The sequence below is a fragment of the Haemophilus haemolyticus genome (assembly GCF_003490935.1).
GTDB classification, from domain to species: Bacteria; Pseudomonadota; Gammaproteobacteria; order Enterobacterales; family Pasteurellaceae; genus Haemophilus; species Haemophilus haemolyticus_M.
In genome coordinates this window covers 58,360-75,732 of record NZ_QQGD01000003.1, presented here as the reverse complement: position 1 = coordinate 75,732, position 17,373 = coordinate 58,360, and the positions used below count along the sequence as shown (strand labels likewise).

Annotated in this window: 14 protein-coding genes and 2 pseudogenes; 7 read left to right on the top strand and 9 right to left on the bottom strand. The window is 37.7% G+C overall.

The features are described 5' to 3' along the window. Nucleotides 1-94 precede the first annotated feature (94 nt). Nucleotides 95-772 (bottom strand): (d)CMP kinase, encoded by a 678-nt coding sequence (gene cmk / locus DV417_RS04580; RefSeq protein ID WP_192876988.1) that lies wholly within the window; start codon nt 770-772, stop codon nt 95-97. A gap of 276 nt (nt 773-1,048) precedes the next feature. Here cmk and DV417_RS09675 point away from each other — a divergent pair. Further along, a pseudogene (locus tag DV417_RS09675) lies at nt 1,049-1,858 on the top strand (TonB-dependent receptor plug domain-containing protein); the annotation flags it as partial. A gap of 201 nt (nt 1,859-2,059) precedes the next feature. Beyond that, nucleotides 2,060-3,916 (top strand): annotated as a pseudogene (locus DV417_RS09670) (TonB-dependent receptor domain-containing protein); the annotation flags it as partial. Nucleotides 3,917-4,014: 98 nt separating this feature from the next. Here the strand turns inward: DV417_RS09670 and DV417_RS04570 are convergent. From DV417_RS04570 to dsbC, 4 genes are all read right to left on the bottom strand, one after another. Continuing rightward, nucleotides 4,015-4,704 carry a 5'-methylthioadenosine/adenosylhomocysteine nucleosidase gene (locus DV417_RS04570; protein WP_118776115.1) on the bottom strand — a complete coding sequence of 230 codons (690 nt, stop codon included), beginning with the start codon at nt 4,702-4,704 and terminating at the stop codon, nt 4,015-4,017. Next, the gene (locus DV417_RS04565) at nt 4,704-5,408 is read right to left on the bottom strand and encodes a thiol:disulfide interchange protein DsbA/DsbL (RefSeq protein ID WP_118776116.1); all 705 of its coding nucleotides are present in this window, start codon (nt 5,406-5,408) and stop codon (nt 4,704-4,706) included. The genes DV417_RS04570 and DV417_RS04565 overlap by 1 nt, the downstream gene beginning before the upstream one ends. Then, nucleotides 5,401-7,128: a single-stranded-DNA-specific exonuclease RecJ gene (gene recJ, locus DV417_RS04560; protein ID WP_118878822.1), complete on the bottom strand. Its 1,728-nt coding sequence runs from the start codon at nt 7,126-7,128 to the stop codon at nt 5,401-5,403. Before recJ ends, DV417_RS04565 begins: the two co-directional genes overlap by 8 nt. Nucleotides 7,129-7,203: 75 nt before the next feature. Beyond that, on the bottom strand, nt 7,204-7,893 hold the full coding sequence (dsbC, locus tag DV417_RS04555; RefSeq protein ID WP_118878820.1) for a bifunctional protein-disulfide isomerase/oxidoreductase DsbC: 690 nt from the start codon (nt 7,891-7,893) through the stop codon (nt 7,204-7,206). A gap of 132 nt (nt 7,894-8,025) precedes the next feature. On the opposite strand from dsbC, the gene prfB reads away from it, so the two are divergent. Together prfB and lysS are read left to right on the top strand one after the other, a co-directional pair. Beyond that, nucleotides 8,026-9,124 (top strand): peptide chain release factor 2 gene (gene prfB / locus DV417_RS04550; protein ID WP_111407231.1). Its coding sequence is split into 2 segments (ribosomal slippage): nt 8,026-8,100 and nt 8,102-9,124, totalling 1,098 coding nucleotides; the frame shifts between segments, so codons are not numbered across the junction. Between the two features lie 111 nt (nt 9,125-9,235). Beyond that, a complete protein-coding gene (gene lysS / locus DV417_RS04545; protein WP_118878818.1) occupies nt 9,236-10,744 on the top strand; it encodes a lysine--tRNA ligase in 1,509 nt (502 codons plus the stop codon). 86 nt (nt 10,745-10,830) lie between these two features. Here lysS and mdh read toward each other — a convergent pair whose 3' ends face one another. Next, nucleotides 10,831-11,766: a malate dehydrogenase gene (gene mdh, locus DV417_RS04540; RefSeq protein ID WP_005691178.1), complete on the bottom strand. Its 936-nt coding sequence runs from the start codon at nt 11,764-11,766 to the stop codon at nt 10,831-10,833. 207 nt (nt 11,767-11,973) lie between these two features. Here mdh and argR point away from each other — a divergent pair, with 207 nt between their 5' ends. Together argR and DV417_RS04530 are read left to right on the top strand one after the other, a co-directional pair. Next, nucleotides 11,974-12,429, top strand: coding sequence for a transcriptional regulator ArgR (gene argR, locus DV417_RS04535; RefSeq protein WP_005638679.1), 456 nt, complete (start codon nt 11,974-11,976; stop codon nt 12,427-12,429). After that, complete coding sequence (locus DV417_RS04530; protein ID WP_118878816.1) at nt 12,429-13,319, top strand: TIGR01777 family oxidoreductase; 891 nt, start codon at nt 12,429-12,431, stop codon at nt 13,317-13,319. The genes argR and DV417_RS04530 overlap by 1 nt, the downstream gene beginning before the upstream one ends. Before the next feature lie 65 nt (nt 13,320-13,384). Here the strand turns inward: DV417_RS04530 and purF are convergent, their stop codons facing one another. The 3 genes from purF to yfbV all read right to left on the bottom strand — a co-directional run bounded on the left by purF (nt 13,385) and on the right by yfbV (nt 15,934). Beyond that, nucleotides 13,385-14,902, bottom strand: coding sequence for an amidophosphoribosyltransferase (gene purF, locus DV417_RS04525; protein ID WP_118878814.1), 1,518 nt, complete (start codon nt 14,900-14,902; stop codon nt 13,385-13,387). A 10-nt stretch (nt 14,903-14,912) separates the two neighbouring features. Beyond that, on the bottom strand, nt 14,913-15,404 hold the full coding sequence (locus tag DV417_RS04520) for a CvpA family protein (protein WP_005670590.1): 492 nt from the start codon (nt 15,402-15,404) through the stop codon (nt 14,913-14,915). Between the two features lie 86 nt (nt 15,405-15,490). Beyond that, complete coding sequence (gene yfbV / locus DV417_RS04515) at nt 15,491-15,934, bottom strand: terminus macrodomain insulation protein YfbV (RefSeq protein WP_118878812.1); 444 nt, start codon at nt 15,932-15,934, stop codon at nt 15,491-15,493. Nucleotides 15,935-16,154: 220 nt separating this feature from the next. On the opposite strand from yfbV, the gene DV417_RS04510 reads away from it, so the two are divergent. Next, nucleotides 16,155-17,360, top strand: coding sequence for an acetate kinase (locus DV417_RS04510; protein WP_118878810.1), 1,206 nt, complete (start codon nt 16,155-16,157; stop codon nt 17,358-17,360). Nucleotides 17,361-17,373: the final 13 nt, after the last annotated feature.

The window sequence follows — 17,373 nt, the reverse complement described above, 5'->3', positions numbered from 1 at the left end:
AAATAATCTTCTTAATTTAAGTTAATAACATCCACATTAAAATCCATAAAATGTGGGGTTGAGAATAAATGTTTATTCTTCCTTGAACAAACAGTTAAATCGAAACTGATACCTTTTCTTGAATATAAGCTAACGCCTGATCAATAACTTCACCAATACTCAACGTTGTGCTATCCAATAACAAAGCATCATCAGCCGGTTTTAGAGGCGCAACCTCTCGATTTCTATCACGAAAATCACGCTCTTTTATCTCGGCTAAAATCTGCTCAAAGTTACCATTTATTCCTTTATTTTGCAACTGTTTATAGCGTCTTTTTGCGCGTTCTTCAGCACTTGCATCTAAAAATAACTTCACTTGAGCATTTGGGAATACCACAGTCCCCATATCTCTACCATCAGCAATTAATCCATCATTTTTTGAAAAATCTTGCTGAAGTTGTAATAAAGCTGACCGCACTTCTGGAAACACAGCGACTTTAGATGCGGCATCAGCGACTTCTTGAGTGCGGATTAAATGGCTTACATTCATACCAGCAAGCAAAATATTCACCTCGCCATTTTGAGGAATAAATTGAATATCTAAGTGGCGAGCTAATTCAGCTAGCGCCGATTCATTTGTTAAATCAGTTTTACGTTGTAATGCAGCTAATGCTGTAACGCGATAAATCGCTCCACTATCCAATAACGCGTAACCTAGCTTTTGTGCCAACGCATAACAAAGCGTACCTTTCCCAGCACCACTAGGGCCATCAACGGTAATAATCGTTCCCATATAACTTATCCTTTACTTATCAAAAGTTGACGTATTATAAAGATAAACACTCTATTTCGCTATTGCCACCTTTCAAACTTAACTCAAGATCCACTAACAAAGAGTAAAAAATAACAAACGCGCACCTATAAGCTTTTTAGTTAAAGAGCCCCCTTTTATAAATTAATTTTTTTCATTTTTTTAGAGTTTTATATTAATTTTAATAAAAATTTATTGAATTTTACAAAACACAATAAGATAATGCGAATCTTTCTCAAAAAAAATAAGGAAGTAATAATGCAGAAAGTTATTCGATTAAATTTAATTACATTTTGTCTTATCAATACAATAAGTGTATCTATTATGGAAGCTCAGGCAGAAGAAACGCTAGAGCAAATTGATGTAGTAGAAAAAAATGTCACTAACGATAAAAAACCTTTTACGGAAGCAAAAGCTAAAAGTACCCGAGAGCATATTTTTAAAGAAACACAGACTATCGATCAAGTTATTCGAAGTATCCCTGGTGCTTTTACTCAACAAGATAAAGGCTCTGGCGTAGTTTCTGTGAATATTCGTGGCGAAAATGGGTTAGGTCGTGTCAATACAATGGTCGATGGCGTCACTCAAACTTTTTACTCTACTGCCATGGACTCAGGTCAATCAAGTGGTAATTCTCAATTCGGTGCATCGCTTGATCCTAACTTCATTGCAGGTGTCGATGTCAATAAAAGTAACTTTTCAGGTTCCAATGGCGTAAATACTTTATCTGGTAGTGCCAATTTTAGAACATTAGGCGTTAATGATGTTATCACTGATGACAAATCTTTTGGGCTCATCGTAAAAGGAATGACGGGGAACAATGCAACTAAATCGAATTTTATGACAATGGCTGCAGGCAGAAAATGGCTTGATAATGGCGGTTATGTTGGTGTGGTATATGGTTACAGTCAACGTGAGGTTTCACAAGATTATCGTATTGGTGGAGGAGAACGATTGTCTTCGCTAGGACAAGATATTCTTGCTAAAGAAAAAGAAGCCTATTTCCACAATGCAGGTTATGTTTTAAATTCAGCTGGACAGTGGACACCTGATCTAAACAAAAACCATTAGTCTTGCAACGCACCCAATCCAACATTTAATGGAAATACAGACCCAATTACAACAACCGATGAGCTAACCGGAGCGACCGAAACAAGAACACCAGGTTGTATTACTCGGATTGAAAGAAAAGAAGAAAATTATGATTATGTTAGTGAAGAAGATACGCCTAATGAACCACGTTACAATACATCTAGCTATCAACTTAATACTTATAAAAATGAAACCAGAAGAAAAATTCTGAGAGAATTGGAAAATGGCATACAACCTCAAAATATCCCTGAATTACAAAATGATGTAGATTCCACAAATAACTCATTTGAACGTAATAAAGATCAATATAGTGTCGCTCCTATTGAACCAGGTAGCTTGCAATCTCGTTCTCGTAGCCATTTATTAAAATTTGAATATGGAGATGATAACCATACCTTAGGTGCACAAATACGTACCCTTGATAATAAAATTGGTTCTCGAAAAATCGAAAATCGTAATTATCAATTAAATTATAATTTTAATAATAATCGCTATCTTGATCTAAATCTAATGGTAGCACATAACTTAGGTAAAACCATTTATCCTAAGGGTGGCTTTTTTGCTGGTTGGCAAGTTGCAGACAAACTTATTACCAAAAATGTGGCAAATATTGTTGATATAAATAACAGCTATACCTTCTTATTGCCAAAAGAAATCGATTTAAAAACCACATTGGGCTTTAACTACTTTATTAATGAGTATAGTAAAAACCGTTTTCCTGAAGAATTAAGTTTGTTTTATAACAATGAATCACACTCACAAGGAAACTATAGTTATTTAGGTCGCTTCCAAGGAAGCAAAAGCGGATTACCACAACGTTCAGTGATCTTACAGCCTTCTGGTAAACAAAAATTTAAAACTGTTTATTTTGATACCGCACTTTCTAAAGGAATTTACCATTTAGACTATAGTGTCAATTTTACCCATTATGCATTTAACGGTGAATATGTAGGTTACGAAAATACACCAACACAAATTAATGAACCGATTTTGCATAAATCAGGACATAAAACAGCGATAAATCACTCAGCAACACTTAGCGCGGATATCAATGATTATTTTATGCCGTTTTTCACCTATTCGCGCACACATAGAATGCCAAATATTCAAGAAATGTTCTTCTCTCAAGTATCTGATGTTGGCGTAAATACGGCATTAAAACCTGAGCGAGCTGAAACTTATCAACTTGGATTTAATACCTATAAAAAAGGCGTTTTCACTAAAGAAGATATATTAGGTTTAAAACTAGTGGGCTATCGCAGCTTTATCAAAAATTATATTCATAATGTATATGGTGTATGGTGGAGAGATGGCGTTGTTCCTGACTGGGCAGCTAATAATGGATTTAGATTCACCATTGCTCATCAAAATTATAAGCCTATTGTGAAAAAGAGCGGCGTCGAGTTAGAAATTAACTATGACATGGGACGTTTCTTTGCAAATCTATCTTATGCATACCAACGAACAAATCAACCAACCAACTATGCAGATGCAAGTCCACGTCCTAACAACGCATCAAAAGATGATATTCTGAAACAAGGTTATGGTCTATCTCGTATCTCAATGTTACCGAAAGATTATGGAAGATTAGAACTTGGATCTCGCTGGTTTGATCAAAAATTAACTCTTGGTATCGCAGCACGTTACTATGGGAAAAGTAAACGAGCAACCATTCAAGAAGATTATATTAACGGTTCTCAATTTGAATTAAATACGAGCCATGAACGAACTTATTATGCAATCAAGAAAACAGAGGAAATTAATAAACAACCGATTATTTTAGATTTGCATGTAAGTTATGAACCTGTTAAAGATTTAATTATCAAAGCTGAAGTACAAAACCTACTAGATAAACGTTATGTTGATCCTTTAGACTCAGGCAATGATGCTGCTTCACAGCGCTATTATTCAAGCTTAAATGATTCAATTTGTAGTAAAAATAATACTTGTGAAGATGGAGGAAAAGATAAATCTGTACTTTATAACTTTGCACGTGGAAGAACTTATATTCTAAGTTTGAACTATAAATTCTAATTGGCTCATATAAAAAGGCATAGCTAAATAAGCAATGCCTTTTTAAATAATGTTTATAATTCAATTTTAGAATTTATTATCTTATTAAAAGATTATTACTACAGTCTATCAATCATCCCCAACACTAACGCTGAAGACCGTTTTGCGGCCAACGGTAAGAACTCTTCAAAAGATATACTTGCTTCACCATCGCCTCCATCAGAAATTGCTCGAACCACCACAAAAGGCACATTAAAAGCATAGCAAACTTGTGCAATCGCTGTAGCCTCCATTTCAACCCCCGTCACATTCAGGAAGTCAGCTTTTATTTGTGCAATTTTATCTTCACTATTAATAAAACTATCGCCAGAGCAAATTAAACCACGTTTTACTGATTGTCCTTGCTTTTCTGCAATTTCTTGAGCGAGGTCAGCTAGTTTTTGGTCAGATAAAAATGCTGCTGGATTAGCTGGCAACTGCCCTTTTTCATAGCCAAAAGCTGTCACGTCCACATCGTGATAGCGTGTTTCATCAGAAATTACAATATCTCCCACTTTCAAGCCTTTTGCTACCCCACCTGCAGAACCAGTATTGATCACAAAATCTGGCTTGGCTAATTGCAACAATGCCGTCGTGCCAATTGCAGCGGCCACTTTTCCAATACCTGATTGCAACAATGCAACATTTTTACCATTAATTTTGCCTTCAAAAATTACTGCACTTGCTACTCGAGTTTCAGTTCTCTCTGCCATTAAATTTTTTAAAATTTCTACTTCTTGCGCCATTGCGCCAACAATTCCGATTTTCATCACTTTTTTTCCTGTTCTATTTTATTTACCAAAAAATCTAACACTGCCACGCTATAATCATCGTTATAAAGCGTACTCGCCGTGAGTACATATTTTCCTCCAATGACAACGTAAGGATAGGTAAAAACACCATATTCTTCCGTCAATTCAATCGCATCTTGAATTTGTTCTTTTACTCTTTCTGAATTTTCAGTTTGAATAAATAACTGCTTATCTAGCCCTTGTTCTTCCGCCCATTGTTGAATTTTATTTGTCGCAGACAATTCTGCATAACGGGATTTTTCTGAAGTTTCAAACAATAAAACATTAGATAACTCACCCGCACTTAGCGCTTGCAAGGTATAAAAAATGCGTGCGCTAAACTGACTATCCGCGGTTGCAATAGGGTATTGTTCCAACGCAACTTTATTTGTTCGCATTTGATTATAAAGTTCTAAAATATCTTGCGCTGACGAACATACGCGGCAATCGTAATCAAAAAAGAATTGAATACGTATTTTTTTGTCTGCTCTAGGCGCTTGTTCAATAGGCTCTTGATAAGAAAAATAATCCCGCCCATCTTCAAAATGCATGACATCAGAAGACGGTAAGTGCGGTGGATTTTGAGTAGAAAATTCTTTTTGATTTACTTCAGCTAGAACCGATGATGTAAACCCAAATAAACCTAATACGAATAATCCATAAAATTTCAAAATATTACTCATCAATCGCTTCAATATATTCTACTAAAAGCTGTACATTTCGATTACCACGAAACTCATTAACATCCAATTTATATGCAAATCTTGCCTGTTTAATTGAAAGATCGGGATACAATCTTGTGTCAATATTAAACGCAACCGCGTCTAATAAAGGCCCACCTTGTTTTGGCTCCACTAACATTTTAAGATGGTTTTGATTTTGTCCAATTGCACGCTGGTCTAAAATTTTAAATTCGCCATCAAAACAAGGCTCAGGAAAAGCTTGTCCCCAAGGGCCTGCTGATTTTATCAGTTCCGCCGTTTCAAGATTAAATTCATTTGAATTTAATTCGCCATCGGTCCAAATTACACCTTGTAAATGTTCTTCATCAAGCCAATCGGCAACGGTTTGATTAAAAATATGTTGGAAATCGTCAAAGTGTTCTTCTCGAAGGCTTAATCCTGCAGCCATCGCATGACCACCAAATTTTAAAATCATATTAGGATGTTGCGAATGAATACGCTCCAAAACATCACGCATATGTAAGCCTTCAATAGAACGCGCGGAACCCTTCAAAACTCCCTCACCATCTTTCGCGAAGGCAACTACAGGGCGATGATATTGCTCTTTAATCCTAGATGACACAATGCCCAACACACCTTGATGCCAATCTGGTTGATAAAGTGTAATCCCCGAAGGTAACTCTTTAAAAAGTGCGGTGAGATTTTGGCAAATTTCTAGCGCCTCAAGCTTCATGCCTGCTTCAATTTCTTTACGCGTTTGGTTGAGTTGATCAAGATCTAAAGCCAATTCTCTGGCTTTTAGCATATCGTCCGCCAGTAAAAGCTCTACTCCAATCGACATATTGTCTAAACGCCCTGCTGCATTTAAACGAGGTCCGATACAAAAACCGAGATCACTTGAAGTAAACTGTTCAATATTACGGTTAGCCACTTCAGCCAACGCAACAATACCAGGACGGCAACGCCGTGCACGAATCCGCATTAAGCCTTGATAAGCAAGGATACGATTATTTTGATCTAAAGGCACCACATCAGCGACAGTACCCAATGCCACGAGATCGAGCAAGTCAGTAAAATTAGGTTGTGTTTCTGCAGTAAAAATACCGAGTTCACGAAATTTAGCACGTACCGCCAGCATCAAATAAAACGCAACACCAACGCCCGCTAAGGATTTTGAAGGAAAACCACACTGACTTAAATTAGGGTTAACAATGGCATCAGCTGGCGGCAAAGTTTCCGGTGGTAAATGATGATCCGTCACTAAAACACGAACACCTTTTTCTTTCAAAAATGCAACGCCTTCAAAAGATGAAACGCCATTATCCACCGTCATTAATAGCTGAACGTCCTTTTCAATCGCCATTTCAGCCACAGGAATACTCAAGCCATAACCTTGTTCAAATCGATTTGGTACAAGGTAATCTACATCGGAAAAACCAAGTTGTCTTAAAGCCAGCACACTCAATGCTGTACTAGTTGCACCATCAGCATCAAAATCCCCAACAATCACTATTTTTTGCTGTTGTTGGTAAGCTTCCACTAATAAATTTACGGCTTGTTCAATACCATATAGCTGATTTGGATTCAGCATTGATTTTAAAGTGCGGTCTAATTCTTCGATGTTTTGAATATGGCGTGCGCGATAAAGGCGATCTAATAATGGATGGTTTGAAACAGAATTTCCAATTGGAATTTCACGGCGTTTGATAAGTTTTTTCACGGTGTATTTTGTTTTAATTTATCACATTCAAAGGGCATATAAGATATGCCCTTATAAATATGAATATCGCTAGGATTATTTTGTTGTTTCTTCAAGTGTGCTCAATAAATCAGCTGGTTTTAAATAACCGCCAATAAGCTCACCAGTTGAGGTAACAATACTTGGTGTGCCATTTACGCCAAATTGCGCGCCTAATTCATAATGCTTTTTCACAACATTTGGGATTTTAACTTCTTTCGGTAAATTGCCTTTTTCAGCTTCGTTTAAAGCAAAAACAGGATCTTTAGCCGTCCAAATCGCTTCCATTTGTTTTGCAGTTTGGTTATTCATGCCCGCACGAGGGAAAGCTAAATAACGCACGGTAATACCAAGATCATTATATTCTTTTAATTGCTGATGTAATAAATGGCAATAATGGCAAGTAATATCCATAAATACCGTCACAACATGCTTTTCATTTTTAGCGGGATAAACAATCATCTCATCTTTATAAGAATTAAGTTTATCCACTAAAATTTTACCCGCTACATCAACAGGGCCACTATTTGTGAGCTCGTAAAGTTTACCTTGGAAAGCATATTTTCCATCGTCTGTCACATAAAGTACGCCTTGATCTGTTACGGCAGTTTTGATACCTGAAATTGGCGAGGATTTCACATCAATATTGGATGCGCCAAGAGACTGTAATTTGCTTTTAATCGTGGCATCGTTTGCCATTGCATTAGCCGCAGTCATGCACAAAAGTGCGGTAAAAATTTTCTTCATTTTTTGTTCCTAAATTAGCTTGAGTAAGAAAGTCTGAAATTATAGATAGATTGCTAATTTCTGCAAGGTCAAACTATCCAAAAATCAGAAAATAGCATATAATCCCACACTTTATCACACAGTGAATTTATTATGTTTGAAATCAATCCTGTAAAAAATAAAATCACCGACTTAACCGACCGTACTTCGGTGCTTCGGGGGTATCTTTGACTTCGATGCCAAAGTTGAGCGTTTAGAAGAAGTCAATGCCGAATTAGAACAGCCAGATGTTTGGAATGATCCAGATAAAGCCCAAGCGCTTGGTAAAGAACGCGTTTCTTTAGAACAAGTTGTAAATACCATCAAAAATTTAGAACAAGGATTAGAAGATGTTGATGGGTTATTAGAACTTGCCATCGAAGCAGAAGACGAAGACACCTTCAATGAAGCAGTTGCTGAGTTAGCTGAACTCGAACAACAACTCGAAAAATTAGAGTTCCGTCGAATGTTTAGTGGCGAACATGATGCTTGCGATTGCTATGTGGACTTACAAGCTGGTTCTGGCGGTACGGAAGCTCAAGATTGGACAGAAATGTTGCTCCGTATGTATCTCCGTTGGGCTGAAAGCAAAGGTTTTAAAACAGAACTGATGGAAGTATCTGACGGTGATGTAGCTGGATTGAAATCGGCAACCATTAAAGTAAGCGGTGAATATGCCTTTGGTTGGTTACGAACAGAAACCGGTATTCATCGTTTAGTGCGGAAAAGTCCATTTGATTCCAATAACCGTCGCCACACATCATTCAGCGCAGCATTTGTCTACCCTGAAATTGATGATGATATTGATATTGAAATCAATCCTGCTGATTTACGTATTGATGTTTATCGTGCATCAGGGGCTGGTGGTCAGCACGTAAACAAAACTGAAAGTGCGGTGCGAATTACCCATATGCCAAGTGGCATTGTGGTGCAATGTCAGAACGATCGTTCACAGCACAAGAACAAAGATCAAGCAATGAAACAATTAAAAGCGAAATTGTATGAACTTGAATTACAGAAGAAAAATGCAGATAAACAAGCAATGGAAGATAATAAATCTGACATTGGTTGGGGCAGCCAAATTCGCTCTTACGTATTAGACGATTCACGCATTAAAGATTTGCGTACTGGTGTGGAAAACCGTAACACCCAAGCCGTATTAGACGGTGATTTAGATCGATTTATTGAAGCGAGTTTAAAAGCTGGGCTTTAATCATGATTTACTGGATAAGTAAAGACGCGTTACTTATCCCATCATAGAAATAACCCCAAAGTGCGGTTATTTTTGAAGGTATTTTTAAAGTTAAAATTAAAGGTAAACAATATGTCAGAACAAGAAGTTAAAGAATTAGATCTCAATGGCGAAATGCTCGTTCGTCGTGAAAAATTAGCTGCATTACGTGCAAAAGGTAATGCATTTCCAAACAAGTTTCGTCGTGATGCGCTCGCACAAGACTTGCACAATCAATATGATGCTGAAGACGGTGAAATCTTAAAAGAGAAAGGCGTTGAAGTACAAGTTGCGGGGCGTATTATGACTCGCCGAGCAATGGGCAAGGTGACGTTTATCACCATTCAAGATATGAGCGGTAAAATCCAGCTTTATGTTGCTCGCGATAATTTACCTGAAGGTGTTTATAAAGATGACGTTGGTACTTGGGATTTAGGTGACATCGTTGGCGTTAAAGGCACTTTATTTAAAACAAAAACCGATGAACTCACCGTTAAAACCACTGAAGTTCAACTTTTAACTAAAGCACTTCGCCCATTACCAGACAAATTCCATGGTTTAACCGACCAAGAAGTTCGTTATCGCCAACGTTATTTAGATTTAATTTCTAACGAAGAATCTCGCCGCACTTTTATTATTCGTTCTAAAGTTGTCGCGGGGATTCGTGAATATTTCATTTCTAAAGGCTTTATGGAAGTGGAAACGCCAATGTTACAAGTAATTCCAGGCGGTGCATCTGCGCGTCCTTTCGTGACCCATCACAATGCATTAGATGTGGATATGTATTTACGTATCGCACCTGAACTTTATTTAAAACGCCTAGTAGTGGGTGGCTTTGAACGAGTATTTGAATTAAACCGTAACTTCCGTAATGAAGGGGTTTCTGTTCGTCATAATCCAGAATTTACTATGCTTGAATACTATCAAGCCTATGCAGATTACCATGATTTAATGGATAACACCGAAGAACTTCTTCGTAAATTAGCGATTGATATTCTTGGTACTACTATTGTTAAATACGGTGAATACGAATTTGATTTTGGTAAACCATTCGAACGTATTACATTACACGATGCAACCATTAAATACGGAGCAGACAAAGGTATCGTAAAAGAAGATTTATATGACTTTGATCGTGCAAAAGCCACGGCTGAACGCTTAGGTATTGAAGTACAAAAATCTTGGGGTTTAGGCAGCATTGTCAATGCAATTTTTGAAGAAGTGGCTGAACATCACTTAATTCAACCAACATTCTTAATGGCTCATCCTGCGGAAATTTCTCCACTTGCACGTCGCAATGATGAAAATCCTGATGTAACAGATCGTTTTGAGCTCTTTATCGGTGGTCGTGAAATCGGTAATGGTTTCTCTGAATTAAATGATGCGGAAGACCAAAATGAACGTTTTGATGCACAAGTCGCTGCTAAAGAAGCGGGCGATGATGAAGCGATGTTTAAAGATGAAGACTTTGTTGTTGCATTAGAGCACGGCTTACCACCAACAGCTGGGGAAGGTTTAGGTATCGACCGTTTAGCGATGCTTTATGCAAATGCACCGTCAATTCGTGATGTGATCTTATTCCCTGCAATGCGTCAGAAATAATAAAGATACAAACAAAAGCCACCATTTGGTGGCTTTTTTATTTTAATAAAAAGAGAATTTTATATTCCCTTCTTATTGTTTAACGATTAACCATTAATAAATTTTTCGCCTAATTCAATATCTGCACGTAAAGTTGGCAACATATTTTCTAAAGCTTGTTGTTCAAAATTGCTTAATGGGCCAATTGGTAAAATTTCTTCTACACCTTCTTTGCCTAAACGAACTGGTTGAGAGAAGAAACGAGCATATTTACCATCACCTTCAACATAAGTACATTCAACAACTGTCTCGCCACTTAATCCTTTCACTAAAGAACGAGCAAAACGTGCTGCAGCTTGCGCCATTGAAAGCGTTGCAGAACCACCACCCGCTTTTGCATTGACCACTTCTGTACCTGCATTTTGGATACGTTTTGTTAATGGTTCGATTTCATCTTCATTCCATTTAGCATATTGAACTTGAGAAAGTAATGGAAGAATAGTCACACCTGAGTGACCACCAATAACAGGAACGCTTGTACGAGAAACATTTAAACCTTTTAATTCAGCCACAAAGGTTTCAGAACGTAACACGTCTAAAGTTGTTACACCAAATAATTTACGTTTGTCGTAAACACCTGCTTTTTTCAATACTTCGGCCGCAATCGCAACGGTAGTATTTACTGGGTTAGTGATGATACCAACACAAGCTTTCGGGCAAGTGACCGCGACTTTTTCAATTAAACCACGAACAATGCCTGCATTAATATTGAATAAATCTGAACGATCCATACCAGGTTTACGTGCAACACCAGCAGAAATTAATACAACATCTGCACCTTCAAGTGCTGGTGTTGGATCTTCACCAGAAAAACCTTTCACATTCACTGCAGTTGGAATATGGCTCACATCCACTGCAACACCTGGGGTAACAGGGGCAATATCATATAATGCTAAATCTGAACCAGCAGGCAACTGAAGTTTTAGTAATAACGCTAATGCTTGACCAATACCGCCTGCGGCGCCTAATACTGCAACTTTCATAAATACTCCTTATGTGTTAGTTAATTTAAGATGACCTGATTTTAAAATTTTCATCTCACAATTACAAACAGAGAAATATCATTCTATGATCTAGTTCACATTTCTGAGGTAATTTTTTCCTTCTCTTTGCTTTTATTCACATTCAAGTTGATGAAAATGAATTTTTATGCAATTCTTATGCAAATTTTTGACTATTGAAAAATAAAAATGACTGACAATTTAACTCGTGCTTTTAAAGAATTACTCAATCAAGAACGCTTTGGCTCTCAAAGTGAGATTGTCGATGCCTTAAAAAAACAAGGCTTTACAGGCATTAATCAATCAAAAATATCAAGAATGCTCACCAAATTTGGCGCTGTTCGCACCCGTAATACCAAAATGGAAATGGTCTATTGCTTACCAGGTGAATTAAGTGTTCCTAATACCAGTAGCCCATTAAAAAATCTTGTATTAGACGTTGATTACAATGATATGTTAATTGTCATTAAGACTTCTCCAGGTGCGGCACAACTCATCGCTCGCTTGCTCGATTCAATTGGAAAATCAGAAGGCATCTTAGGCACTATCGCAGGCGATGACACAATTTTTATCACACCAACGCGTGGCACAAAAATTGTCGATTTACTCAAAAATGTTCAACGTTTATTTGAAAACGCGTTGTAATGAATATTTTATTAACTGGAGGCACGGGACTTATTGGCAAAGCACTTGTTGAACAGCTCAGCCTACGCAATGAACAAGTGACGATCTTAACCCGCTCAAGTACGCTGCAAACTATCTCAAAGCCAAAAAACATCAAATTTATTACCGCACTTTCAGAACTCGATTTACAAGAACAGCTTGATGCCATCATCAATCTTGCTGGTGAGCCGATTTTTCATAAAGCTTGGACGACAAAGCAAAAATCTATTTTACGAGAAAGTCGTTTAAGCCTTACCACTCAACTGGTTGAATTCATTAATCAATATCAGCAACACCCTATTTTTATTTCAGGTTCAGCAACTGGAATTTACGGCGATCAAGGCGAACAAAAAATTACCGAAACAAGCAAAACAGCAAAAACTTTCACCGCACAATTATGCCAAGATTGGGAAAATATTGCGCGACAAGCTGATGCAAGAGTTTGTTTGATTCGAACAGGCATGGTCTTTTCTAAAAAAGGGGGGGCACTAGCTCAAATGTTGCCTTTATACAAATGGGGGCTTGGCAGCAAACTGGGCAATGGAGAGCAATATTTTCCCTGGATTGCTTTGGAAGATATGGTCAATGGCATTTTATTTTTACTCGATCACTCAAAATGCCAAGGCTCATTTAACTTCACCGCCCCGAATCCCATAAAACAATATAAATTTAACCGCACTTTGGCTGGAATATTAAAACGTCCTGCCTTTGCAATCATTCCAAAATGGATATTACATTTCATCCTTGGCGAACGAGCGAATCTATTACTAGAAAGCCAAAATGTTGTGCCTGAAAAATTACTCAACGCTGGATTCCAATTTCAATATTCTGATTGCGAAAACTATCTAGAAGAGATTCTAAAAAATAAATAAAAAATCACCGCACTTTTTTAATGCGGTGATTTTTTATCAGATTAAATATCTCGCCTTATCGCAATTTATTGTTCATTATAAATTTCAAGATTAGATGCTTGTTTTTCACGTTTTTTCTTTGCACTATCGTTCCGTTGACTTGCGATTTTCTCTAAATATTCTGGCGTGATGTCACCTGTAATATATTCGCCTGTGAAAACAGAACAATCAAAACCTTGAATGGCTGGGTTTTCCAATTGAACAGATTCAGTAAGTGCGGTCAGATCTTGGAAAATTAATTTGTCCACACCAATCAAATGTGCAATTTCATCAACATTTCTACCGTAAGCGATCAGTTCATCGCGACTCGGCATATCAATACCATATACATTCGGATAACGAATTTCTGGAGCAGCAGAGGCAAAGTAAATTTTCTTCGCGCCAGCTGAGCGAGCCATTTCAACAATTTGCTCAGAGGTTGTGCCACGAACGATAGAATCGTCCACCAATAAGACGTTTTTATCTTTAAATTCAGCTTTAATAGTATTCAATTTGCGACGAACAGAACTAATACGCTGTGCTTGTCCTGGCATAATAAACGTACGACCAACATAGCGATTTTTCACAAATCCTTGTCGGTAAGGTTTCCCTAGTACTCGAGCTATTTGTAACGCAATATCTGTGGAGGTTTCAGGAACGGGAATCACTACATCAATATTATCAATTTCATCCGCCCATTCTTTTGCAATTTTTTGTCCGAGTTTTTCGCCCATGTGAACACGTGCTGCATAAACAGAGACGCCATCAATTGTTGAATCTGGACGTGCAAAATAAACATACTCAAAAATACAAGGATTTAACACCGCACTTTCAGCACATTGCTGGGAATAAAGCTCGCCATCAAACGTCACATAAACGGCTTCACCAGGGGCAATATCACGAACAAAGTCAAAACCAACAATATCTAAAGCAACTGTTTCAGAGGCAAACATATAATCAGTTTTGCCATTTTCTTCGCGTTTACCCAACACTAAAGGACGAATACCAAAAGGATCACGAAACGCAACCATGCCATGCCCAATAATCATCGCTAAACAAGCATAAGCACCACGAACATCGTTGTGAGTTTGACGAACAGCATTAAAAATATCTTTTGGATCAAGTTTCTCTTGAGGAATGTGATCAAGGTGATTTGCAAGAATATTTAGAAGAAGTTCGGAATCTGAATTGGTGTTTACATGTCGGCGAGCTGTTTTAAAGACTTTTTCTTTTAACTCCACTGAGTTGGTTAAGTTGCCATTATGCACCAAAGTGACACCATAGGGAGAATTTACATAAAAAGGCTGCGCCTCTGAGACGCTAGAACTCCCCGCTGTAGGATAGCGAACATGCCCCAATCCAGCATTTCCTTGCAAGCGTAGCATATGTTCTTGATGGAACACATCACTCACTAAACCGTTAGCTTTGCGTAAACGGAAACGGTTTTCATCGTCAAGCGTCACAATGCCCGCAGCATCTTGCCCACGATGTTGCAAAAGAGTTAATGCTGCATAAATAGATTCATTAACCGGACTTTGGCTAACAATACCGACAATACCACACATTTTGTGTTCCTTATTGATTAAGCGTTGGAGTTAAAAAACTTGAACTAGCTTGGAGTTGTTGAAAGAACCATTCAATAATAAAACCAAAGTGCGGTATTAATTGAGATTCTTTCCACCAATCAGTTTGTTCAAAATTGGTGAAGGTATCCATGAAAAATAATAACGCAGCCACAATCAGTGCACCGCGCACTAAACCGAAAGCTGCACCTAATACGCGATCAGTGCCGCTTAACCCCGTTTTATCCACTAATTGACTAATCACATAATTTACTATGGCACCCACGATTAAAGTCAGTACAAATAAAATCCCGATTGCGGTTCCATTACGAATATACATTGATTCAATTTGCGTAAGATAAGCTGCAAGATAAGGATAAAACTGGCTTGCTACTATAAATGCCACAACCCAGCTACCGAGTGAAAGCACTTCGCGTACAAAACCGCGTAATAAACTGACAAGAATGGAAAAAGCGATAATGCCAATAATAATGTAATCGATCATTAAAAAATCTCTCAATGAAAAACGGCCGTTTAAAACGACCGAGGTATTCTACAAAAATAAAGCCAAAAAGAAAACGTTTGCGTAAACTAAATTTCCTGCCAAAAAGCACGTTCAAATTTGCTTTGAGCTTTCTTTAAGACTTCTGCTAAATGTTGGTATGTCGGTTGATCTTGCACAAGAGGCAAGGGTTCATGTAGTTTTTTTAAGCGTTCGCAAATATCATAAAACCACACCGCACTTTGATTTTCTAATGGCGAACTCGCACGCTTACCAAGCCAATAAAGACCTTGAAAAGGAATAAGCAAGGCAAAAAGTGCGGTCAAAATTGCAATAGAAAAGGCCATCAAATCATTTTTTGCATAAATCTGTTGCCACACCACTGTAAATACAGCAACAAAAGGCATGAATTTTTGTGCAAAACTCGTGGCTTTCATAATGCGGTTTTCTGGGAAAATAATCCCTAATTTAGCCTCCTGTGGCCAAGTATTAAGATAAATTTGTCCCTGTTTTAAAATGGAAAAAAATGCCATAAAAACACCTTTAAAAAACAACCGCACTTATCATACCCCAGTTTGCCTGAAATTGTCACCTTACTGAAAAAGTTTAATTTTTCAAAAAGTTCCATAAATCGTTGTCTTTTTATGCTGGGATGAATTTATTTTGTTTATCAAAAGGTGTATCCTATGCCAGATTTTTTCAGTCCATCAGCAAGGTGGATTTCCATTAACTTTAATCAAATATAGGGTTCCCATGTCAAAACTTGTTCTTATCCTTAACTGTGGTAGTTCTTCACTAAAATTTGCAATTCTTGATCCTGCAACAGGTGAAGAAAAATTATCCGGCTTAGCGGAAGCATTTTTCTTACCAGAAGCTCGTATCAAATGGAAACTCAATGGTGAGAAAGGTAACGCAGATTTAGGCGCAGGCGCAGCTCATACTGAAGCGCTTAACTTTATTGCGTCTAATATCATGACAGATGAGCTTAAAAACTCTATCGCGGCAATTGGTCACCGTATCGTACATGGTGGTGAAAAATACACCCAATCTGTTATCGTAACTGATGAAGTCGTTAAAGGTATTGAAGATGCTGCACAATTTGCGCCACTTCACAATCCAGCGCACTTAATCGGTATTCGCGAAGCATTCAATGCATTCCCGCACTTAAAAGATAAAAATGTAGTAGTTTTTGATACGGCATTCCACCAAACCATGCCTGAAGAAGCATTTCTTTATGCCCTTCCATACTCTTTATATAAAGAACATGGCGTTCGTCGCTACGGTGCACACGGTACTAGCCACTACTTCGTTTCTCGTGAAGTCGCTGAATATGTAGGTAAACCTGCAGACCAAGTCAATACGATTATTTGTCACTTAGGTAATGGTGGTTCTGTTTCTGTTGTGCGTAACGGTAAATGTATCGATACATCAATGGGCTTAACTCCGTTAGAAGGTTTAGTCATGGGCACTCGTTGTGGTGATATCGATCCTGCAATCGTATTCTACCTATACAAAACTTTAGGTATGTCTATGGAACAAATCGAAGAGACTTTAGTGAAAAAATCTGGTCTTTTAGGTTTAACTGAAGTAACGAGCGACTGCCGTTATGCTGAAGATAATTACGATGATGTATCTAAACCAGAAGCAAAACGCGCTTTAGATGTATACAGCTATCGTTTAGCGAAATATATCGGTGCTTATATGGCTGTATTAGGTGATAATCACTTAGATGCGATTGCTTTCACGGGTGGCATTGGTGAGAACTCAGCACACGTTCGTGAATTAGCATTAAATCACTTGAAATTATTTGGTATTAAAGTGGATAACGAACGCAATCTAGCGGCACGCTTCGGTAAAGATGGCGTCATCACTACTGATGATTCAGCATTTAAAGCGATTGTTCTTCCAACTAACGAAGAATTAGTTATCGCACAAGATACCGCAAAACTTTGTTTCTAATTTAACAACAAGC